The sequence below is a fragment of the Nocardia sp. NPDC050710 genome (assembly GCF_040654375.1).
GTDB lineage: Bacteria > Actinomycetota > Actinomycetes > Mycobacteriales > Mycobacteriaceae > Nocardia.
The window spans coordinates 19,974-41,678 of record NZ_JBFAHV010000037.1 but is presented as its reverse complement, the minus strand read 5'-3'; the positions used below and the strand labels follow the sequence as shown (position 1 = coordinate 41,678).

At 67.2% G+C, this 21,705-nt stretch carries 14 protein-coding genes; 9 read left to right on the top strand and 5 right to left on the bottom strand.

Features of this window, described 5'->3' with window-relative positions:
• Window positions 1–10 precede the first annotated feature (10 nt).
• The 6 genes from AB0H61_RS36745 (at window position 11) to AB0H61_RS36720 (ending at window position 6,281) form a co-directional block, all read left to right on the top strand.
• On the top strand, window positions 11–355 hold the full coding sequence (locus tag AB0H61_RS36745; protein WP_357312965.1) for a hypothetical protein: 345 nt from the start codon (window positions 11–13) through the stop codon (window positions 353–355).
• Entirely contained in the window at window positions 352–843 is a 492-nt protein-coding gene (locus AB0H61_RS36740; RefSeq protein ID WP_357312962.1) for a YbaB/EbfC family nucleoid-associated protein, read from the top strand. Before AB0H61_RS36745 ends, AB0H61_RS36740 begins: the two co-directional genes overlap by 4 nt.
• A 44-nt stretch (window positions 844–887) precedes the next feature.
• On the top strand, window positions 888–3,473 hold the full coding sequence (locus tag AB0H61_RS36735) for a hypothetical protein (protein WP_357312960.1): 2,586 nt from the start codon (window positions 888–890) through the stop codon (window positions 3,471–3,473).
• Window positions 3,470–4,270, top strand: a complete 801-nt coding sequence (locus tag AB0H61_RS36730) for an ESX secretion-associated protein EspG (RefSeq protein ID WP_357312957.1) — start codon at window positions 3,470–3,472, stop codon at window positions 4,268–4,270. Before AB0H61_RS36735 ends, AB0H61_RS36730 begins: the two co-directional genes overlap by 4 nt.
• A 281-nt stretch (window positions 4,271–4,551) precedes the next feature.
• Entirely contained in the window at window positions 4,552–5,124 is a 573-nt protein-coding gene (locus AB0H61_RS36725) for an acyl-CoA thioesterase domain-containing protein (RefSeq protein ID WP_357312956.1), read from the top strand.
• The gene (locus tag AB0H61_RS36720; RefSeq protein ID WP_357312953.1) at window positions 5,097–6,281 is read left to right on the top strand and encodes an Ig-like domain-containing protein; all 1,185 of its coding nucleotides are present in this window, start codon (window positions 5,097–5,099) and stop codon (window positions 6,279–6,281) included. The genes AB0H61_RS36725 and AB0H61_RS36720 overlap by 28 nt, the downstream gene beginning before the upstream one ends.
• A 79-nt stretch (window positions 6,282–6,360) precedes the next feature.
• Here the strand turns inward: AB0H61_RS36720 and AB0H61_RS36715 are convergent, their stop codons facing one another.
• Window positions 6,361–7,152: a TetR/AcrR family transcriptional regulator gene (locus tag AB0H61_RS36715; protein ID WP_357312950.1), complete on the bottom strand. Its 792-nt coding sequence runs from the start codon at window positions 7,150–7,152 to the stop codon at window positions 6,361–6,363.
• 151 nt (window positions 7,153–7,303) lie between these two features.
• Here AB0H61_RS36715 and AB0H61_RS36710 point away from each other — a divergent pair, with 151 nt between their 5' ends.
• Both AB0H61_RS36710 and AB0H61_RS36705 read left to right on the top strand, forming a co-directional pair.
• The gene (locus AB0H61_RS36710) at window positions 7,304–7,699 is read left to right on the top strand and encodes a nuclear transport factor 2 family protein (RefSeq protein WP_357312947.1); all 396 of its coding nucleotides are present in this window, start codon (window positions 7,304–7,306) and stop codon (window positions 7,697–7,699) included.
• Between the two features lie 5 nt (window positions 7,700–7,704).
• Window positions 7,705–8,139 (top strand): nitroreductase family deazaflavin-dependent oxidoreductase, encoded by a 435-nt coding sequence (locus AB0H61_RS36705; protein ID WP_357312945.1) that lies wholly within the window; start codon window positions 7,705–7,707, stop codon window positions 8,137–8,139.
• An 11-nt stretch (window positions 8,140–8,150) separates the two neighbouring features.
• On the opposite strand, the gene AB0H61_RS36700 is transcribed toward AB0H61_RS36705, so the two are convergent.
• On the bottom strand, window positions 8,151–16,682 hold the full coding sequence (locus AB0H61_RS36700; protein WP_357312942.1) for an amino acid adenylation domain-containing protein: 8,532 nt from the start codon (window positions 16,680–16,682) through the stop codon (window positions 8,151–8,153).
• 641 nt (window positions 16,683–17,323) lie between these two features.
• A complete protein-coding gene (locus AB0H61_RS36695) occupies window positions 17,324–18,142 on the bottom strand; it encodes a class I SAM-dependent methyltransferase (RefSeq protein ID WP_357312998.1) in 819 nt (272 codons plus the stop codon).
• 382 nt (window positions 18,143–18,524) lie between these two features.
• Here AB0H61_RS36695 and AB0H61_RS36690 point away from each other — a divergent pair, with 382 nt between their 5' ends.
• Entirely contained in the window at window positions 18,525–18,983 is a 459-nt protein-coding gene (locus AB0H61_RS36690; RefSeq protein ID WP_357312940.1) for a YfbM family protein, read from the top strand.
• A 61-nt stretch (window positions 18,984–19,044) separates the two neighbouring features.
• Here AB0H61_RS36690 and AB0H61_RS36685 read toward each other — a convergent pair whose 3' ends face one another.
• Together AB0H61_RS36685 and AB0H61_RS36680 are read right to left on the bottom strand one after the other, a co-directional pair.
• Window positions 19,045–19,983: a PHB depolymerase family esterase gene (locus AB0H61_RS36685; RefSeq protein WP_357312937.1), complete on the bottom strand. Its 939-nt coding sequence runs from the start codon at window positions 19,981–19,983 to the stop codon at window positions 19,045–19,047.
• A gap of 329 nt (window positions 19,984–20,312) precedes the next feature.
• The gene (locus AB0H61_RS36680; RefSeq protein WP_357312934.1) at window positions 20,313–21,143 is read right to left on the bottom strand and encodes a hypothetical protein; all 831 of its coding nucleotides are present in this window, start codon (window positions 21,141–21,143) and stop codon (window positions 20,313–20,315) included.
• Window positions 21,144–21,705: the final 562 nt, after the last annotated feature.

The window sequence follows — 21,705 nt, the reverse complement described above, 5'->3', positions numbered from 1 at the left end:
AGGGAGTGCCATGGCCGCGGATCGGTTGGAGGTCGATCCCCAGAAGCTGCGCCACGCTTCGGATCTGACCCGGGAGTTGTCGAACGACGTCAAGGGGGTCGCCGAGAAGCTGCGCAACACCCTCAGCGGTATCGAGTCCGACAGCACCGTCATGCCGTGGGGGGATGACAAGCGCGGCCACAAGTTCTTCGACGGCGACAAGGGCTACAAGGCGGCGCGGGACAACCTGATCGAGGGCGCCATCGGCGCCGCGACCACGTTGGGCGACATGGCGACCGGTCAGCGTGATGCCGCGGACGCCTTGGCCGATACCGACTCCGGCAATGCCGGCCAGTTCGGGAAGCCGACGGCGTGACCGGGCAGCCCACCGTCAACGAACGCCTGCGCGCCGATATGGCGACGCTGGTGGAGGGTCTCGGTGACCAGTTCCGCGGCATCGCCGAACTGCAGCAGCGGCGTTCGCGGCTCACCGAGACGGTGAGCGTATGCGATCAGCGCATCGAGGTCACGGTGAACGCCGACGGCATACTGATCGACACCAAGTTCGCCGACGACGTCCTGGATCTGACCCTCGAGGAGATCGCGGAGAACGTCACCGCGGCAGTGCAGGCCGCCGCGGCGAAGGCGGCCGAGCGCAGCCGGGAGCTCATGCGCCCGCTGCTGGAACGCAAGAACGCCCTGCCGAAGCTCTCCGAGATCATCGAGGGCGCACCGGATCTGGGCTCGCTCATGCCGACGGCGCCCCCACCGCCGCTGACTTCGCCGGACCGGAACCGCTGGCCCGACGACGACGATTCCGGCGCCCGCGCGCCCCGGTCCATGGTGGCCGACAACGACGACTGACGCGGCGCACGCGGTGCGCCCGTGCAACGAGAAGGGTGAACGGGATGGCTCTCGAACCGGGCACGTGGTCGGGCCTGAAGAACCAGGCGCAGGCCGGGTATCTGAAGTTCGACACGGCCGACGCGCTGGCCGCCGCTCGCGCTTGCGCCGATCTGGTCGACGACCTGCTCGGTATGGCCGCGGCCGTGACGAACCTGCGCCTCGATAATTTCGCGCCAATCGGCACCCTCACCTCCGGCACCCAGCTGGCGATGGCGTTCACCGCCAAGGGAAACCGGCTGCGAACCATCCTCAAAGACCACGCCGACATCGTCACGGATATGGGCGAGACCTACATCGCGGCGGGCAAGGCATACGCGAACGCCGAGGGTGAGTCCGAGAGCAACTTCCAGGCGCTCAACGTCCTGAAGATTCCGACCGAGGCCGGCCCCTACACCCCCGGCGCACGGAAGCCGGGCGGGCCGGACGCCGAATTCGACAAGGCGAACGGCGGATTCGCCTGGAGGGGCAAGGACGGCAGGCCGCACGTCCAGAACGCGAACGCAGAGAGTTTCCCCGCCTCGCTGAAGGACTACCAGGGCGAGAAGGATCCGGGCGTCACCGCCAACATCGAGAACAAGGACAGCCTCGCCTTCAGCGAATTATACGAGCTGGGACGCGATCTCGACCCGGCTCCGGTGCTGGCCGCCGCGGGCACCTGGCACAGCATGGCCAACGACCTGCTCGGCAAGCTCAACACCTTCGTGAACGCCATCAACACCGGCACCGAGGCATGGGAGGGGCAGGGCGCGGCCGCGGCGGCCGCGGCGATCAAAAACTACTCCGACGGAGTGCAACCGCTGGCCACCTCGATGATCGCGATGAGCCAGAACCTGGACTACAGCGCGCAGTGGCTGCACCTGACCAGGCTGAGCATGCCCTCCAGCCCCGATCCCGGTGATTGCTGCCCTGGCCGGGTGACCCGCCGGTACCGCAACGAGTGGCAGAAGCACTACGGCGAGGGCATGAAGAACACCGTCTCGGCGATGCCCGTGGTGAACGGTCCGATTACCCAACCGGTGCCGCAGGGCGGTGAGGGCCAGAACCAGTCCGGGAACAACCAGCCGGGCAACAACGGTCAGTACGGCAACGGCAACGGTCAGTACGGGGACAACCAGGAGGGTTACGGGAACCAGCAGCAGGGTTACCGGAACCAGCAGGATACGAAAGACCATCTGGGCTACGGTCAAGTCGACCCAGCGAACCAGTCCGGTTACGACACAAAGGGTTCCGGCGCAGGAGCGGGCCCTGGCGGCTCCGGGTCGCACGAATGGGGCGGCACGGGATCGGGCGGCGGCGCCCCACTGCCCAATGGCGCCAAAGGTGGTGGCGGCAGCGGCGGGGGTTCCGGGTCGCAGGGTCGGCTCCCACCCGGCTACGAAGCCGCGCGCCGGGATGCCGAGTCCGCGGCGGCCGGCACCGGCGGTGCGGCGACCCCGGTCGGCTCATCCGGTGGTGGTTCGCCGGACGGCGGCGGGGCGCAGGCGCGCCCGTCGAGTTCGGGGAATCCGTTCCCGCGCAGCAGCCTTCCCGGCGAGTCGTCGTCCGACTCGTCCTCGGGAGGCAGCGACACCAGCATGCCCAGCGTCCCGTCGCTCGGGTCCGCTCCGCTGCCCAACGGCGCGAAGGGCAGATCGTCGGGCAGCGGTGGAAGGGGCAGTGGGTCATCGGGGGCGGGTGCGGGTAGATCCGGCGCGAGCGGCCTGGAGGACGCGCTCGCCAAGGCTACCGGTGCCGATCCGGCCCAGGTGCGTTCGATGCTCCGCGATCTGCCGAAGCTGCTGAACGAGGACACGCTGTCCAAGATGAGCGGCCTCTCCCCGGCGCAGGTGCGCTCGGTGCTGAAGAACATTCCGGAGGTGGCGGACGTCGGCGAACTGGCGAAGCTCACCGGTCTCGATCCGGCGCAGGTGCGGTCGGTGCTGAACAATCTGCCGAACGCGCTAGACGAGAAGGCGCTGGCGGCCGCGACCGGAACGAGTAGTGACCACTCGACCTCGGGTGCCGGCCTGCCGGGCCAGTCGTCCTCTGTGGCCGGGCTGCCCGGTCAGACGGCGGGCCCGGCGTCGTTCGCCCAGGCGGGCAAGGAATTCCTCGGCCAGATCAGCACGGCGCTCACCCAGGGACTGGAGTCTCTCGGTCAGCTCGGTGCCACCCTGCCAGGCGCGGACCAGTTGCATGAGATGCTGCGCCGGTTCGACCCGGCCGCGCTCAGCGCCGCCGTGGGCGATCTGTCCGATACGCCGTCCGGCGCGGGCGGCGGTGGCACCGGTTCCGGTAGTGGCAGTGGTGTGGGCAGTCCAGGCGGTCAGTCCGAGCCTGCTTATCAGCAGGCCCGTGCCGGGCAAATGTTTCCACGCGCGTCGCTGCCCGGCGCCGAACAGCCGCTGTACCCGGCCGCAGCGGCCGCGGGCCAGGGCGCGAACGGGATGGGCGGTGCCCCGATGATGGGTCCGCCCGGTGCCGGTGCGGGCGGTGGTGCGCAGGGCAACACCGCGCACAAACCGGCCAAGTACCTGCAGTCCAAGGCGCATCTGGACGACGCCATCGGCACCGTGCCGGACCGGGTGAAGCCGGTGATCGACTCGTGAGCCGAACCTGGGAGTTCACCGACCTGGAGTTCAACCTGCTGTGCGAGGAGGTGCGGCAGGGCGAACTGCCCGCCCCGTTCGTCTTCACCAGCCGCACCCGGCTGGCGGACGACTACGAGCGGGAGAAGCTGGAGGTCCATCAGCAGTTGCGGGCACGGTTCGACCACGAACTGGACGCCATGGCGGGCGCCATCGCCCGACCCGACATCTTCATCGTGGCGCACGCCTGGGACGACCAGGATTTCGACAACCCGCAAGCGCGCACCCGGGTACATGCCGTCCGGCAACGCGCCCGCGGGTACATCATCACCCAGCGCCCCGGCGAAACCCTCATGCACGCGGGTGGTTTCGACGCTGTCGAATGCGACCCGCACACCCTGGCCCAGACCGTGCTCGGGCTGCTGCCCCAATGCAATGCAGGCAGCCTGGACGATATCCAGCTCGCCCTGCCCACCTCGGAGCCCACGATCGTCGACCAAGGCCCGTCGTCCGGCGTCTCGGACAACGACGACACAGACGACGACACGATCCGCAGCGACGCCTTCTTCGCGACCCCCGCGGTGAGCACCGGCATCGTCAAGGTCCTGCAGGGCCGTTCCAAGTACGGCCCGCGCGGCCGGATCGAAGCCGGCATGCTCTGGCGCGACCTCCCCGACGACGGCCGCTACGTCATGCCGCTGGACCACCCGGCCCCGGTCGCCACCGCCATGAGCAGTGACCGCCTCACCGAGTGGGTGCGCGAACAGATCGACCACATTCTGGCGCGCATGGAATCGCATATGGAAACGGAGGACTGACGCCGCTTGATCGTGCCCCGCGCCGGGGCGGTGCGGGATCTCGTGGACGATCTTTTCGTTCGCGAAAAGAGAACGCCCCCCGGAGGTCAGCACCTGCGGGGCGATGTCGATCAGGCCGTAGATCAGGCTCGGACGAACAGTCGCGGCGCGCACCGCTTCGTCCCGACCGGGCATGCGGGCGGCGCGTGGGACACCAGCGAGCAACACTTCAGTCCCTTGGGCGGGCTGATCGTCCACGAAATCGAACGAGTACGGGCGCGCGAACACGCCCAGCCCTCGCGATGAGCCGCATCAGTTTCGACATCCTCGGCCGAATCGCGTTCGAGGAGTTCGACATTCACGTCGAAACCATCCGGCCAGGCCGCACCGTCGAACTCGCCCAGGCGACGGTCGTCATCGCGGGCCGCCCCACCGTGACCGCGCGCGCATGGTTCCTGAACACCGACGACACCGACAGCGTCGCAGGCGGCGAACCCGACCGGCTCCCGGAACCCGAAACCCTGCCCTCCTGGCCACTGACCTCCGTATGGCCCGGCGGATACGTGGCCTCGCTCGACACCCGGACAGGGCCTGACCACCACCGTCCTGCACGACACCCGAGGACCCATCGGATACGCCCAGCAGATCCTCACCATCCGCCCCCAACCGCAACACCAGCGATAGCGACTTCCGAGCCGCAGCGGCAGCGCCTGGATCAATCGCGGAACGGTGTCGGTTATGCGACGGATCGGTGGAGATTCCGCCCGTTGCTGTCTCAGCAAGCGTGTAGCTACCACATGCTGGCGGACGAAGGTCGGCCCAGCACCCCAGCGAAGGGAGACACACGGTGGCATTGGGACGTCGTCGGCTACTGATCAGCTTCGCCGGTGCGAGTGGCCTCGCCCTGGCGGGATGCGGGCGAGAACCCGCGCCCCCCAAACCCGCCACACTCCGATTCGATCCCCTACCCGGCACCCATGACGTCGATGCGCGCAGCCCCGGCACGGTGACGGTCACCGACGGGACGCTGCGGTCGGTCGAATGGATCGACGAAACGGGCAGATTACTACCGGGCGCACCGGCACCCGATCATCGAACCTGGACCAGCGCCGAACCGCTCGGCTACGGACACACCTACACTGCGAAAGCCGTAGCACACGGCGAAACCGGCGACGTCACCGCGACGACAACCTGCACCACCGTGCGACCGCAACAGCTCATCGATGTCTCCCTGCGCTCCGCCAATCTCGTCGAGCTGGCCGAAAACGACATCTACGGAGTAGGTTTCGTGCTCGTCGCCCATTTCGACGAACCCGTCGACCGGGCCGCAGCGCAACGCCACCTGAAGGTCACCACTCAGCCCGCCATCACCGGCGCCTGGTACTGGCTCGACGATCAGAATGCGCACTGGCGACCCGAGCACTACCACCTACCGGGATCAAGGATCACGATCGAGGCCGAACTGTTCGGCCGCGCGCTCGGCGAGGGACGCTACGGCCTGCGCGATCAACGGGTTTCGGTGAGCATCGGCCCCGCGCACGTCGCGATCGCCGACGACGACACCAAACAGATCGAGGTCTTCGACAGCGGAAACCTGGTGCGCACCATGCCCACATCGATGGGCAAGGGCGGCACCACGGCAGTCGGCGGCAGATACCTGTCGTTCTGGACCCGCCCCGGCATCTACACCGTGCTGGACCGAAACGACCCGGTGATCATGGACTCCGCCAGCTACGGCCTGCCCACCAGCGCCGGCGGCTACCGCACGAGCATCAACCACGCGGTCCGCATCAGCCACGACGGAATCTTCGTGCACGAACTGGCCTCAACCATGTGGGCCCAAGGCAACACCAACGTCTCACACGGCTGCCTCAATATCTCCCCCGACGACGCGGCATGGTTCTACGACTTCGTCATCCCCGGCGACGTCGTCGAGGTCCGCAACACCGGCGGCGACCCCCTCGACATCTGGCACAACGGCGATTGGAGCATCCCCTGGGCCGACTGGCTTCACGGCGGCGCCCACACATGACGCATGGCCTCGATTGCGTCGCGGTGTACGCGGCTGCCCGCCACCGTTTTCGATAGTGGCCGTCGACACCTCGGCGAGATCAACCCGCGCCGCAAGGGCGTCCGCTCGACTCGTCGGGGACACCGACCGCCCGCCCGCTTTCGGTGGGAAGGCCGGCGGCGATGCCGTTGAGCACATGGGCGAGCCCGTATCGGAAGCGCTTCTCGGGTGGTAGATGCGGAACCCGTGCCTGTTCGATCGACCGAGTGAACATCGGATACTGCCCGGAAACGACGATCTGGGCGACATATGGTCCGACGTAACCACTCATCCATTGGGTCATGTCCATCCCGGTGCGCCGGGCCTGTTCCAGCCATCCGATCTCCCGATGGACGGCGCTGTGGGCGTAGTCGCTCAGCATTCCGACCAGGCTGGCGATTTCATCGACGTCCAGCCCGAAGCCGTCTAGTGCGGACATGGCGAATTCCTGCACGCGCAGGGAGTTCGGGCCCAGGGTCGGGCGTCTGTTGGCCAGGGCGATTTGCCAGGGGTGGCGCAAACCCGCCGCGCGTGTCTGCTCGGCGACGAGTGACAAGTCTTGGCGCCAGTCTCCACTCGGTCGCGCGGGAAGGGCGATCTCGCCCACGACGGCGTCGATCATGAGATCGATCAGGTCGTCTCTGCTGGCGACATACCGGTACAGCGACATCGCTCCGGTGCCGAGTTCCGCGGCGATCCGCCGCATGGTCACGGCATCCATGCCCTCCTCGTCGGCGACCTCGACGGCGGCCTGCGTGATCTGGGCCCTGCTGTAGCCGGGCCGGCGCCCCCGCCCCGAGCGTTCCAGCTCCTCCGGGCGCATCCAGATCGTGGTGTTGTCCTGGCTCGACATGGGCCTCCTCGTTCTCGCGTACATCGTACTTGAATTCGTGCGGTTATATCGAGTACGTTGTACTCGAATTGCTCCGCGGTAGAAGATAGGACCAAAGATGAATGCTCGACCTACAGTGAGCGATCCCGAGCGTGCCGACCGGGCCCACCGGGTGGCGACCGAGTTCGCCGAAGGGTTACAACGAGCCGGCGACGCCGACGAATACGATTCCGCCTTCGCGGCAGATATCTTGTGGGGCAGCCCTTTTGGGGCAAGTTTGACGGGATACGCCGAGCTGAACGCGATCCATCACCGCCTGATGGCAGCAAAGGTGGCTCCGCCGTCACGATTCGAGGTGGTTGCCGCACTCGCTCCCGCATCCGGCGTGGTGGTGACACAGATTCGCAGACAGGCGGCCGACGGCGAGGGGTTCTCCGAGATGGCGATGTACGTGCTGGTCGAACGCGATGGCCGGTGGTGGCTGGCGGCCGCGCAGAACACTCCCGTCGGAGTGTCACCGCTGCAGAGTGCGGACACCGACCGTACCCGGCCCGAGCCGAAGGGCTGATCACCATGCCATTGAGCGGAGAATACCAACGCGGCACCACGGCACGGGCTGCCGATCAAGCCGAGCGGATCATGAAATCCGGTGGCGCGGAAGGCACGACAATCATGGACATGCCGGTGGTTCTGTTGACGACCATCGGCAACAAGACGGGCAAACTCCGCAAGACCCCCTTGATGCGCGTTGAGCACAATGGCGAATACGCCGTGGTCGCCTCGCTGGCCGGAGCACCCGATCACCCGGTCTGGTACTACAACATCATCGCTGACCCCCACGTCGAGTTGCAGGACGGCACCGTCGCCGACGACTACACCGCACGCGAGGTCTTCGGCGAGGAAAAGGCGTTGTGGTGGGAGCGCGCCATAGCCGCCTTCCCCCTCTACGCCGACTACCAGCGCAAAACCGCCCGCCAGATCCCGGTCATCGTCCTGACCCCACGCTAGCGAATCTCCGCTCATCTCGAGGCTTTGCGAGGGCCTCGACCATCCAAATGTTGGTCGAGTATGCGCGCGATGATCGGCAGCACGTGGGGTGCGGTCAGTCCGTCGTGGGTGACTTCGATGTCGTGGTTGATGATTTCGCCGGTCACGTAGGGCTGCCAGCCGACCGGGCCGAAGTCGTCGGAGGTGTCGACGGTTGCGCTGAAATACACGATGTCGCCGTCGAATACGGGACGCTGGTATCCCGTTCTGGTCTGCGCCGCCGCGTTGTACGACCGGGCGATCCGCTCGATGGTGCTTGCGTCGATGAGCGAAACACCGCCCAGCCGTGCACGTATCAGATCGGCGGCCTCCTGTGCGGACGCCTCGGCAGGCACATCGTGAATACCGAGGATCGGGCCGAAGGTGTTGACGAAAGCGCCGGCGGTGAGCTGCTCGGCGCTGTCACCGTCGGTGTCAGCGGTATCGGCGTCGAGCAGCGCGAGGACGCCTACGGTGTCGCTCGCGTCCTTCAGCTTCGCCGCGATCGCGTGCGCGATGAGTCCGCCGAATGACCACCCGAGCAGGTGGTACGGCCCGGTGGGCTGCAGGGCTCGGATTTCGCGGATGTATCGATCGGCGAACTCCTCGATCGAGCCTGCCGGGGCTTCGTCGCCGCCCAGATCCGGTGCCTGCAGTCCATAGATCGGTCTGCCCGGCGCCAGCGCATCGGCGAATCCCAGATAGGTCCACGACATTCCGGACGACGGGTGGATGCAGAACAGCGCCGGTTCGGTGCCGCCGAGCCGGATCGGCAACACCACGTCGAGCCCGAGGCCGCCGGGTACGGTGTCGACCGCCGATTGCGTGGCGAGGGCCGCGGCGTCGGCGGCCGCTGCCAGTGCGGCCACGGTGCGGTGCTCGAACACCTGCAGCGGGGTGCAGTAGACGCCACGCTGCCTTGCCCTGGACACGAGCTGGATGGCGACGATGCTGTCGCCGCCGAGGGCGAAGAAGGAATCGTCGGCGCCGACCCTGTCGAGGCCGAGCAGCCCCGCGTAGATGGCGGCGAGGGTTTTCTCGGTCGGTGTCGAGGGTGCTCGGTACTCGGTCTGCCCGGCCGTGAATTCCGGCAGTGGCAACGCTGCTCGGTCGAGCTTGCCGACCGCGCTGAGCGGGATCGCGTCCAGCACGACGAAGGCGGATGGGACCATATACGCGGGCAGGGTGTCGGCCGCGACGGCGCGCAAGTGTGCGACGTCGAGCTCGACGCCCTCGGCGGGAAGTACATACGACACCAGTGCGGTCTCCCCCGCGGGTCCGGTGCGGCCGATCGTCACCGCATAGTCGACCTGTTCGTCGCGGGACAGCACTGCATCTATCTCGCCGAGTTCGATCCGCAATCCGCGGATCTTTACCTGGAAGTCGCTGCGGCCCAGATACTCCAGCTCGTATGCGCCATCGTGCCCGCTGACCCAGCGCACGATGTCGCCGGTGCGGTACATACGCTCGCCCTGCTCGCCGTAAGGGTCGGCGACGAATCGTCCCGCGGTCAGCGCGAATCGGTTGAAGTAGCCGCATGCGAGCGCGGGACCGGCCAGATACAGTTCACCGGCGACGCCGACCGGCACGGGGCGCAGCCAGGTGTCGAGCACCATGGTTGCGGCACCGCGGATCGGCCCACCGATGGTGATCGGCTCGCCCGCGACGAGCGGGCCGAGGCTGGTCGCCCAGGTGCTGAACTCAGTCGGACCGTACAGGTTCACCATTCGCCGCCCGGCCGACCACTGCTCGATCAGTTCCGGTCTCACGGCCTCGCCCCCGACAGCGAGCACCCGCAGCTGGTCGAGGCCGGTGGGCTCCATCGTGGCCAGCGCCGACGGCGTGACTGCCGCATGGGTGACTCTTTCGGTGCGCAGCAGCCGATCCAGGTCGGCGCCGCCGTAGATATCCGGCGGCGAGATCACCAGCTTGCCGCCCGCGCCGTGCGCGGTCAGCAGCTCGAAGACCGACGCGTCGAAGCTCGGTGAGGCCACATGCAACACCCTGGCGGTCGGATCCAGCTCTAGTGACTCCTTCTGAGCCGCTACCAGATTCGCCACGCCGCGATGGCTGAGCAGCACAGCCTTCGGCTTGCCGGTGGAGCCCGAGGTGTAGATCAGGTAGGCCGTCTGGTCGATATGGATGGGGCCGCCGCGCTCCCCGTCGGTAATCGGCGCATCGGACACCGTCATGATCTGACGGTTTGTATCGAAGTCATCGAGCAGCAGCCAGTCGAGGGTGTCCGGCAGCGTCTCGCGGGTCGCACTCACCGTCACGCCTATCGGGGCCATGGAGTCGCTGAGCATGTGCTCGATGCGCTCCGCAGGGTAGTTCGGGTCCAGCGGGGCGAACGCCGCCCCGGTCTTGGCCACCGCCCACGCCGCGACCACCGATTCCAGTGATCGGGTGAGCGCCAGCACGACGACCACCTCGCGCCCGACGCCCCGGCGCAGCAGTATCCGGGCGAGGCGGTTGGACCAGGCGTCGAGTTCGCCGTAGGACATCGTCAGTTCGCCCGCGCTCACCGCGATGGCGTCGGGGTCGATCCGCGCTGCGGCGCACAGGATCTCGGGCAGAGTCTGCGGCGGCGCGGACTTCGGCCCGCGGACCGGCAGCAGAGCCGCGTGTTCCGCGTCGTCGCAGTACTGTAGCCGGGACACCAGGGCGTGCGGGTTATCGGCGAACTGCGTCAGCAGCCGGACGAAGCGATCCAGCAGAGGGCGCGCCGATTCGGGTGCGAGCTGGTCGGTCAGGAACTTCAGGGTAATCCGCAGCGTGTGCTGCCCATCGCTGCCGCGGAGTGGAATAACCATGAGGTTCAACGGGTATGGCGTCGCATCGGTACCGGCGACGTCGAGTACCCGCATGCCCGCAATGTCCAGCGTCGGCGACAAAGCTTCCCGATCGATCGGGTACGACTCGAAAACGGTAAGAGTGTCGAACAATTCGGCGAGGCCTACGGCCTTGTGGATGGCGGCGAGCCCGACATGCTGGTGATCCATCAGGCGCGCCTGCTCGCTCTGCAGGCGGGCCAGCATGTCGACCACCTTCTCGGCGGGATCGAAGCGCACGCGCACCGGCACCGTATTGATGAACAGCCCGACCATTTCTTCGACACCGGCAAGTTCCGGGGGCCTGCCGGATACGGTTGCGCCGAACACCACATCGGTTCGGCCGGTGAGCATGGCCAGCAGCATCGCCCAGCCCGCCTGCACCATTGTGTTGGTCGTGATGCCCATATCGCGGGCGACCGTTTCCAGCCGGTTGGTCGTGTCCCAGGACAGGTCGGCGGACACCATCCCGGTCTCGATCGATCCGGTCCCGGCCAAGGTCGGGATCGCCCGCGTAGAGGTGTCGATGCCGGCCAGGGATCGCGCCCATGCGGCGGTCGACGCCGCATGGTCCTGCTCGCGCAGCCAGGAGAGAAACTCGCGGTAGGAGTGGGCGGGTGGGAGCGCCGAAGCGTCGCCCGAGGTGACATACAGGGTCAGCAACTCGCGCACAAGCAGTGAGGTCGACCAGCCGTCGAGCACCAGGTGGTGGTTGGTCAGCACGAACTGGTATCGGTCGGGGGCGGTACGCACGAGCGTGAAGCGGATCAGCGGCGGACGTGCCGGCTCGAATCGGGTCCTCGCGTCCAGGGCGATCACCTGGTCGAGTTCTCGCTGCCGTTCCTCGGCATCGCTGATTCCGGTCAGGTCGATCTCCTGCCAGGGGATGTCGGCATTGGTCAGGACGAGTTGGAGCGGCCCATCGTCGGTTTCCACGAAGGCGACTCGCAGGTTGTCGTGCCGCGTCACCACTGCCTCCGCGGCGGTGCGTAGTCGCGCGGCGTCGATGGTGCCCGCAAGGGTGAGCAGCGCCTGCACCGTGTATCCGTCGGCGGTATCGGGGTCGTACATCGCGTGGAAGAACAGGCCGTACTGCAATGGTGAGAGCGGCCATATGTCAGCGAGATTCGGATAAGTGTGCTCCCACGTATCGATCTGCCGCTGGGTCACCGTGACGAGATCGAAGTCGCACGGCGTGCGTCCGCCCGCGCTCGCTGTCGCGGCGTGGCCGGCCAGAGCCCGTAACGCGTCCGCCCAGAGATCGGCGAGCGCTGCGACGTCGGCCGCATCGAGCAGGCGAGTAGCGTAGGCCCAGGTCACTTTCAAACCGGAATCGGTCAGCACGGCGTTGATGTCGACGACCGCGGCCAACGGCGCTCGGTCGTCCTGCGTCGCCGCGAAGCGTCGCGGCAGCCAAGGGCCGGCTTCGCCGCCGGTCGGCGCCCTGCCGAGATAGTTGAAGTTGAGCTGCGGGGTTGGCTTGTCGGCGAGCGCCGCCACGGTGTCGGCGTTCAGGTAGCGCAGCATGCCGAACCCGATGCCCTTGTCCGGCACGGCCCGCAGCTGTTCCTTGGCGGTCTTGATCGCGACGCCCGCCGCTGGGCCGCCTGTGAACGCATTGTCGAGGTCGATGCCCGTCAGATCGACGGCCACCGGATACACACTGGTGAACCAGCCCACCGTCCGGGCGAGATCGGCGCCGGGCAAGACGGCCTCCGCGCGCCCGTGGCCCTCCAGCGTGAACAGCGATGTATTTCGGTCGCGCCAGCGGCTCACCGCCATCGCGAGCCCTGTCACCAGGACATCGTCGGCGCTGCAATGGAATCGGTCCGGCACCATGGTGAGTACCGTGGCTGCGACGTCCGACGCGATGGTGGTCTGCCGGGTCGCCATGGTGGCGGCGACGTCGACGGCCGGATCCAGGGTGCCGCTGCCGATCGGCGGATCAGGCGTGGCCAGGATCTGTTGCCAGACCGGCAGTTCGGTATCGCGTCCGGCCGCGTGCTCGAGCTGTCCGTGCGCCCAACGCCGGAACGAGGTGCCGACGGGAGCGAGGGTGCCGCCCATTGCCGCGGTCGCCAGATCCAGCAGCAGGTTGCGCCACGACACGGTGTCGGTCACGAGGTGGTGCAGCACGAGCCAGCACAGCGGAGCTGCGTCCGCTCGTTCGATCAGCACGAAGCGCGCGACGATTCCTGCCGCGGGGTCGAGCAGGTCTGCGGCACGTTCCAGTTCGTGTTCGCAGGTCTGGTCCACGTCACGACAGGTTGTCACGACGTCCACCAGAGTGTCTGCCTCGACCGAACCAGGTAGGGCGACAGTCCATTCCCAGCCGTGGTCGGAGTTACGCAACGAGCAGCGCAGCAGGTCGTGGTGGTCGAGGAGTGCTTGCACGGCCGCGACCAGCCGGGCGCGGTCGACGTCGGATGGAAGGCCGATCAATACGGCCTGGGCGAGCCGGCGCCAGGTATCTCCCTGATCCAGCATCGCGGACACGATCGGCGTGAGCTCGACGGCCCCGACGCCTCCACCGGGCAGTTCGTGTACCACCTGGGCACGCACCTCGGTTGCCACCACCGCCAGCGCGGCAACCGTCTTGCGCTCGAACACATCCCGTGCGCTGAAGCCGATCCCGGCAGTCTTCGCCCTCGAGACCAGTTGGATGGACAAGATGCTGTCGCCGCCGAGCGCGAAGAAGCTCTGGTCCACGCCCACCGACTCCAGCCCGAGAACCTCGGCGAATAACGCGGCCAGTGCCTTCTCACGCGGAGTCGAGGGCGGTCGGCTCATGTGCGCATGGGCACCGAAATCGGGTTCGGGCAGCGCCTTACGATCCACCTTGCCCAGCGGTGTCAGCGGGATGTTATCCAGCACCACAACCGTGGCGGGCACCATGTAGGACGGAAGCGATTCGCCGACAGCCGCTTTCAGCGCTTCCGGATGCACATCGGCACCCGGCTCGGGCAGGACGTAGGACACCAATGCGGTGGCGCCGGAATCGGTCTCGGCGCCGACAGTGATCGCGAAGTCGATGTCGGGATGCCGTTGCAGGGCGGCATCGACCTCGCCGAGCTCGATGCGGAAGCCGCGCACCTTCACCTGGAAGTCGCTGCGGCCCTGGTAGTCCAGCTCCAACGTGCCGGAGCTCCTGGTCCAGCGCGCCAGATCTCCGGTGCGGTACATCCGCTCGCCGCACGTGTACGGGTTCGCGACGAATCGGCGCGCGGTGAGGCCGCTGCGCTGATGGTAGCCGCGCGCCACGCCGGCACCGGCCAGGTAGAGCTCACCGATGGTGCCCGGAGCTACGGGTCGCAGCCATGGATCGAGCACGACAGCGGAGACACCGTGAACGAGGCCACCGATGGTGACCGGCCCAGCTGGTGTCAACGCGTCGCTCAATGTCGCCGTGACGGTGGTTTCGGTGGGCCCGTATCCGTTGAGAAGAACACGGCCGGACCACTTGGTGACCAGGTCGGCTGGGCACGAATCGCCACCGACAATGACGGTGCGCAGGTCGGGCAGTGTCGCCGGGTCGAGAGATCCCACGACTGCCGGCGTGGCATCGAGATGGGTGACGCGGTGCGCACGTAGGACTTCCGCCATCTCCTCCCCCGCGTAAGCCGATGGCGGGACGACAACAAGCGTCGCACCGGCGGCGAAGGTAACCAGGATCTCCTCGACCGAGATGTCGAAACTCGGCGAAACAGCGTGTGCCATTACGGAATCGGCACCGATGCCGAAGCCGCGACCGGAACTCGCCACCAGATTTGCCAATCCCCGATGCGTGACCAGCACGCCTTTGGGCAATCCGGTCGATCCCGAGGTGTAGATGATGTACGCGACCTGATCCAGGTGCACCGCGGCATGCCGTATGGTGTCGTCGACCGGTGCCGCGTCCTGTTCGGCGATGCTCCGGTCGATCGCCTCCTCGTCGAGGATCAACCAGTTCACCTTGTCCGGCAACGACGTTCGTGCGGCCGCCACGGTCACGCCGAGGATGACACCGCTGTCGCGGACCATATACTCGATCCGGTCGGCGGGATAGGTCGGATCGATCGGCACGAAGGCGGCGCCCGTCTTGGCCACCGCGAGCATCGCCAGCTCGGACTCGACCGAGCGCGGAATCGATATCGCCACACTGCGTTCCGGCCCGGCACCGGAGGCGATCAGGACGCGCGCAAGCCGGTTGGTGTATTCATCGGCCCGGCGGTAGGTCAGACAGGTCGCGCCGCAGCGGACAGCGATCGCGTCGGGGTCGATTTCCGCACCGGCGGAGAGGATTTGGGGCAGCGTCCGCGGCGCGACGTCCGCCGGTCCACGTGCCGGCGCCAGCTCGGACAGCTCGTTATCGGATACGACAGGCACCGTGGACAGCGCCGCGTCCGGGCCGGCAGTGAGGAAGCGGTGCAGGAATCGCAGGAACCGGCCGTGGTGCGCGGCCAATTCGGTGTCGCTGTAAAGGTTTGCGTTGCCTTGGAAATCGATGTGGGTGCTCTCACCTCCCACGCCGGGATACAGATTGACGTACAGGTCCTCGATCAGTCCAGCGGTCAGCACATGCGCTCGTCCCGTGACCGTGCCGAGCTGGACCCTGGTGTCCATCATCATCAGGTTCACCGACGGACCGAACGACGCGACCTCATCCATCGGCCAGCCGAGGTCGCGGAAGATGTCCTCCTGACGGTAGCGCTGCCGCCGCAGCGCACCGGTCAGCTCACCCTGCGCGGCCCCGATCATCTCGCCGACGGTCGTGGTCGGATCCAGGGTGAGTCGTAGCGGGACGACGTTGGCGACCATGCCGCCGGAGCGCCGCATGGTCGCCGTCGTGCGCGCGGAAACCGGCAGGCTCAAAACCACCTCTGGTGAGCCGGTCGTCGCGGCGAGATAGGCGCTGAACGCGGCGACCACCGTAGGCGCCACACCCGACGAGGCCGCCTTCGCGACCGTCTCCAGCAACTCCGCCGTGTCCTGCGCCAGCGCACCCTCGACGCGGCTCGGGTGCGCGTCGACGTCGGCGGTGCGGCCCGCGAGGCTAACCGGATCGGCCATCCCGTCGAGGTGCCGGAGCCAGTACTCCCGGTCGGCCGCGAAGCGGTCGGAGCTGCGGTACGCCAGATCGGCTTCGACGATTTTCCTGAGGTCCTCGGATTGTGCGGCGGGAGGCTGCCGCCCCTCGATCGCTGCGGTGTAGAGCTCACCGGTGCGCCGCGCCATGGACGACACGCCCGTGCCGTCCAGCGCGATGTGATGAATCCGCCAGTAACCGAACCAACGGTCGTCGGCGATCCGCAGCATGACGACGCAGGCCAGCCGATCGCTCATAAGATCAAGGGGCGCCGAGTATTCATCGCGCATCCAGGCGTGCGCGGCGGCCACCGGATCGGGCTCGGGCCGGAAGTCGATGATGCGCGCACTATCGTCCAGGGTGGTGTCGACACACTGGAATGGGTGGCCATCGAGCTCTATCAGGCGCAGATAGCCGGTGCCGAACTCGCGCCCGGCCTGGCGCGCTGCGGGTGCCAGCAGGTCGAGGTCGATGGGTCCGGTCAGGTCGACGTACTGGGCGATGGAGATCGGAATGTCGCCCGCGATGTGTTGGGCAAACCAAATTCCGCGCTGCGCTGCCGACAGGGGGAACGCCCAGTCAGGCCGCCCGATACCGGTGTCGGTTAATGGAGCGGAAGACTGTTGCATAACGAGACCTTCATCCTGACCGTGCCCGTAGCCAACGGGGCCAGTTGGCTACTGCGGTTGCGGTAGTGCCGAGTTTCGTTTCGAGCTGGCATAACGCGCGCTGACGTCGAATCGCCGACTTTGCGCGAACCGAACATTTCGGGATCCGGGTCGCGCGACGGGACCGAGCGGGGCGAGGATCAGGCCGAGGGCCGCAGCATCCTCACAGCCACTCCGGGCGGGGTACTCAGGGTGAGCGACCGGTCGGGATCGGTAGGAACCGACTTACCGCCGATCTCGGCGATAGCCTGCTCGGCGACGACCGACGCGGTTTGCGGAGCGATTGCGAGCGTGACCCGAATCGTCCGGTCGGCACCGGTCCGAAGCGGCGGTCGCACCGGGCAACCCGGCCAGTGATCCGGTTTGCCGTAGGTGAGTTCGCGATCCGCCGCGATGGACATCGATCGTCCGCAGCGACCTGCTCCGTCAGCGGCTGCATGCGGAGGGTGTCGGCGAGCGACTCGGTCAGTGCGTGCATGTCGTGTGACCCGAGGCCTTGTTCGAGCGGCACCTTGTGTGCCTCTCGATCTCGACCTCCAGCGGGAACTTCAACGATAGCTCCAAGTCGCTCGGAGCGGGCAGCGGCATCCGATATGACCAGGTCAGGCCGATCGGCGTGCGGTGACCAAGAGGTACTCCCACTCCATCCGCCCGTTGCCCAGGTCGTGCTGGGAAGCGAGATCCGCGAGTTCACGGTCCAACTGCGCGATCCGGTCGGGTTCGGCGGCAATGGCCTTGTACACGGTGACCGTCGGTCCGTAGTGGGTCTTGAAGAAGTCGCGAAACTCCGCGCCGTCGCCGAAACGATCGATGACCGCGTTCTCGCGCCGCAATTCCAGGTCGGCGACGCGATCGCCCAATAGTGACCGGACATGCGTCTCGTCGCCCCACAGCGGTGGCGGCAGCGCGCCGGGCGGGGGCGGCGGAGCGAACGGTTTCATCGTGGCGAACATTTGCCCGATGAATCCGGTGGGTGTCCAATTGATCAGCCCGATTGTGCCGCCCGGCTTGGTAACGCGCACAATTTCGTCCGCGGCCGCCTGGTGGAACGGCGCGAACATGACACCTACGCATGAGATTACGACGTCGAACTCGGCGTCGGCGTAGGGCAATGCCTCGGCGTCGGCTTCCCGCCACTGCAGGTCGACGCCCCGTTCGGCGGCGATACGCCGGCCAGCCTCGAACAGTTCCGGCGTGAGATCGCTCGCCACGACGTTCGCACCGGTCTCCGCGGCCGGGATTGCGGCATTCCCGGATCCGGCCGCGATGTCCAGTACACGCTGGCCCGGGCTGATGCGGCAGGCGTCGACGAGACGCCGCCCCAGTCCGGGGATGACTTCGGTGGCGACGGCCGGATAGTCGCCCAGTGCCCACATTGCGCGATGCCGCGCCTTGAGATCAGCGGGGCCGGATTCGGTCATCGGATGCTCCCTCTGCAGTTGGGCCGGTAAACATTGCCGAAGACGGCTTTTGAGCCCTGCCGCGCCGGCAACCAAGTGCGGGTACAGTGGCTCGGCGGGCGTCGCTTTCTTGCAGACTATTTGGTACATCCGCTACGGCTGCCCTCCCGCAGGTGAGGGCTGGCTCGCCGTAGCGTGCGCCGAGCATAAGTCCTGCCGAGCAGGTGTTTACCCGGCAAAGATCATGGCAAACGTACCACCGGCGCGACAGATTTTCGACGAGCTGCGCGAGGGGCTGGGCTCGCTCGATCGAACCTGTCGGCCCGCTCGGCTACATTCCCCGACCAGTGAGGCCGCCTGGCCGAGATCCGGTGGCGCCGTTCTTCGAGGGAGTGGGAATCCGATGGGCGTGATCCTGTCCTTTACAAAAATCACCGGCGAACAGCTGGACCAGTTGTCGGCCGCGGGCGCGGAGGCGCACGAACTGCTGTGGGAGCTCGAACCCGATGTCGACAGCACCGGTTACCTGGACAAGTCGTGGGACGGGCTGCGGTACCTGCTCGATTCGGCCGAGGTGGGTGTCGACCTGTTCTTCGACGGAGACCTTATCGACGATGAGTATTACGGGTGGCCGGTGGATCGGGTGCGCGCGACGGCCCAGCGGCTGGTGGCGACGCCGTTCGACCGGCTGGCCGCGCACTACGACCCCGCCGCGATGGACGGTGCCGACATCTACCCGCGCATCTGGACCCGCGACGGCGACGAGGGCCTGAACTACCTGCGCTACCACTACGGCGTCCTCGTGACCTTCTTCGACAATGCCGCCCGCTCGGGCGCGGCGGCGGTCATGCACTTCGGATGATCCGCGCTGTCGGCTGTATGTGCGGCGGTTGCCCACATCGCGCTCGCGCTGGTGCGGCGGGTCAGTGGGCGGCGAAGAACCGCCAGATGGTCTCGGACGCATCGATTTGGTGGCTGACGGGGCCGACCAGGACTTGGGGAAGGTACTGGTCGCCGCCGGGCCAGGTGTGGCCGCCGTTGGTGACCGTGTAGAGAATGACGTCGACGTTGTCGGTGCACCGCGATGTTTCGATCGTGATGGAGGTTCCGTCGTCGGTCCGTGACGGCGGTGCGCTGGTGACAGGTTGCCGGCAGTCGTTCTTCGAGCGCCACAGCTGTTGGGTGGCTGCCACCGACAGGACGGGGTTGGTACCGGTGCGGCCATGATTCCCCGATGTGACGCGCACTACTCCCCCCTGGTACGGGACGATCGGGTCGGCGGTTCCGTGGATCTCGAGTACCGGAAGTGGTTGGGCCAGCACGCAATTCGACTCATCCGCAGCGGGAAGCGGGCCCGCCACCGGCGCGATTGCCGCGAGTTTGGCGCTCAGGTGGCAGCCCAGATGTTGGGTGAACATGCCGCCGTTGGACATTCCGGTGGCATAGACCCGGGCCGGGTCGACATCGTCGGTGGCGATCAGCTGGTCGATCAGTGCCGAGACGAACCCGATATCGTCGATCCCCGCAGCGCCGGCACGTGTGTCGGCGCCCCTGCCGTCGTTCCACGATCTGTCGATGCCCTCGGGATAGACCGCGACGAAGCCATAGGCGTCGGCCAGCCGGTCGAAACCGCTGTTGTCCGCCATGTCGCTCGGGCTGCCGCCACCGCCGTGGAAGACCAGAACCGCCGGAAGTCTGCCCTGAGTCGGCGCTGTCGGACGGTGGATGAGGTAGTGGCGTTGGGTGCCCGCGTAGTCGAGGGTGCGGTAAGGGTCGTCGGAGCTGCCTGCCGATGAACGCCCGCAGGCGGCGGTCAGTACCAGGGCCGTGCAGATAAGGGTCGTGGCAAACGATCTCGGCACAGGATTGATGGTAAGGAGTCCTGTCTTCGTGGCGCCACCCGCGCTTTCGCGATTGGCGCCGAGTTCGACTCCTGGCGTCACCGATTCCGTGTCGGCAGTCATCGATCAGGCCGGGTCGATGCCCCGCGGCGAATCGGCCGGAACTCCAGGATATTCATTTGCGGGCGAAGGGAATTCAGGTGGACTCGGCGCGGCTGGAGATCTGGATCCGGTCTCCCGGCCGGATCGGGTAGCCGGACGGCGATGACCGCTGTGCCGACGACAACCGCTTCGGCGGCGAACCGGCCGGCGGCGACACAGCGGGACATCGTCGACGCGCACCCTGCCGTTCAGCCCGCCGACGGTGGATCGAGCGGTGCGTTCCAGCCTTCCACCGCGCCCACGCCCGCGCCGATCACCGCGCCCGCGATAATGGCCGGGACGGCGACGAACACGCCGACCATGGTCGCGCCGACGACCGGCCCCACGACCAGGCCCGTGGGCAGGAACGGGATGCCGAGGACGAACCCGCCCACCCCGCCGACGACTGCGCCCACCGCGGCGGCGACGGGAGAGACAGCCACGCCGCCGACGACCGCGCCGATCGCCGCGTCACCGACCATCCGCGCGGCGACCTCGTCGGAGCGAGCTTGCTCCACGCCGGAGCTGTCGAGCACATCGGACAGCGCGTCCTCGACTTCCGCCGCGCCCGCGTTGATCTGTGCCGCCTGCTCCGGCGCCACGATGCTCGGGCGGTCGAGTTCGACATTGCCGATACGGATCTGGTTCGTCTGCGGCGGCGCGCCCGGCTCGGGATCGGCGACCGACGCTGCGGCGGACTCGCTCCCGGCCATCGGTGCGAGGGACGGGACGGTGGGCGTCAGGCCCCGCGCCGCGGTGATGGTGCGCGCGAACTCGGCGCCCGGCGAGCTCGGCTGTTCGTCATCGGTTGATGGAACGCCGAAACGGACGGAGCCGAGTGGGCCCGCGCCGGAAACCGTTGCCTCCGAGAGTGCGAGGGTGACGGGGAGCTGTCCGACCGGCGCGATGATCGGCGTGTCGTCGGCGAGGGTGGGTGCGGTCCCGGCCACCGCCGCGCACATGGCACCGCCCAGCAGGATGATGGCCGGGCGCAGAGCGGTGGGGCGGCGTGAAGCGGCGGGCTTGCTGTGTTTGCCCATTGGCTACCTCATTCATTCCTGAGTAAGGACCTACAGATCTGATTCGAAGCTGCTCGACACGCGGATGAGCAGCGACCGGCGGATCCCGTCGGATCGCGGTTGGACCTGCGTCCGCCATTCGGTATTACGCGGCGGGACGGCAGGTTACAAGGTCCATATACTTTAGGACATACCGGCCGAGAATTCGGTGCGGTCAGCGACGCGAGATACGGCTTTCCCGGCCTACCTCGGGACGGCTTATTTCCGGTCGTGCGCCACCGGGTCGCGGCGCGTCACAATCCTCGTTCGCGCGGCTGCCCAGAAGACGGTTCAGGTGACGGGTTTCGAATACGACCGCGGCCGAACAATCTACGCTCTGTGTGGAGCGGTAAAGCATCGGACCAAGTGTCGTGATCTTGCCGCCTCCACAGTATTCGGCCGGTCAAAGGCCGTTGCGGACCGCGTTCCTCCTCGTTATGATTACCCTTTCAAGCAGGTCATCGACATCGCGAATTCGATTCGACGACTGCCGATCGGTGCGTATTCGGCGGCGAGTCGGAAAGGAGTAACCCTCCCATTTGTC

Bases quoted from the DNA above. Each gene is read 5' to 3' on its own strand.
- AB0H61_RS36725 (WP_357312956.1), top strand. From the start codon at position 4,552: ATGAGCCGCATCAGTTTCGACATCCTCGGCCGAATCGCGTTCGAGGAG.
- AB0H61_RS36735 (WP_357312960.1), top strand. From the start codon at position 888: ATGGCTCTCGAACCGGGCACGTGGTCGGGCCTGAAGAACCAGGCGCAG.
- AB0H61_RS36690 (WP_357312940.1), top strand. From the start codon at position 18,525: ATGGGCGTGATCCTGTCCTTTACAAAAATCACCGGCGAACAGCTGGAC.
- AB0H61_RS36705 (WP_357312945.1), top strand. From the start codon at position 7,705: ATGCCATTGAGCGGAGAATACCAACGCGGCACCACGGCACGGGCTGCC.
- AB0H61_RS36695 (WP_357312998.1), bottom strand. From the start codon at position 18,142: ATGACCGAATCCGGCCCCGCTGATCTCAAGGCGCGGCATCGCGCAATG.
- AB0H61_RS36680 (WP_357312934.1), bottom strand. From the start codon at position 21,143: ATGGGCAAACACAGCAAGCCCGCCGCTTCACGCCGCCCCACCGCTCTG.
- AB0H61_RS36700 (WP_357312942.1), bottom strand. From the start codon at position 16,682: ATGCAACAGTCTTCCGCTCCATTAACCGACACCGGTATCGGGCGGCCT.
- AB0H61_RS36715 (WP_357312950.1), bottom strand. From the start codon at position 7,152: ATGTCGAGCCAGGACAACACCACGATCTGGATGCGCCCGGAGGAGCTG.
- AB0H61_RS36745 (WP_357312965.1), top strand. From the start codon at position 11: ATGGCCGCGGATCGGTTGGAGGTCGATCCCCAGAAGCTGCGCCACGCT.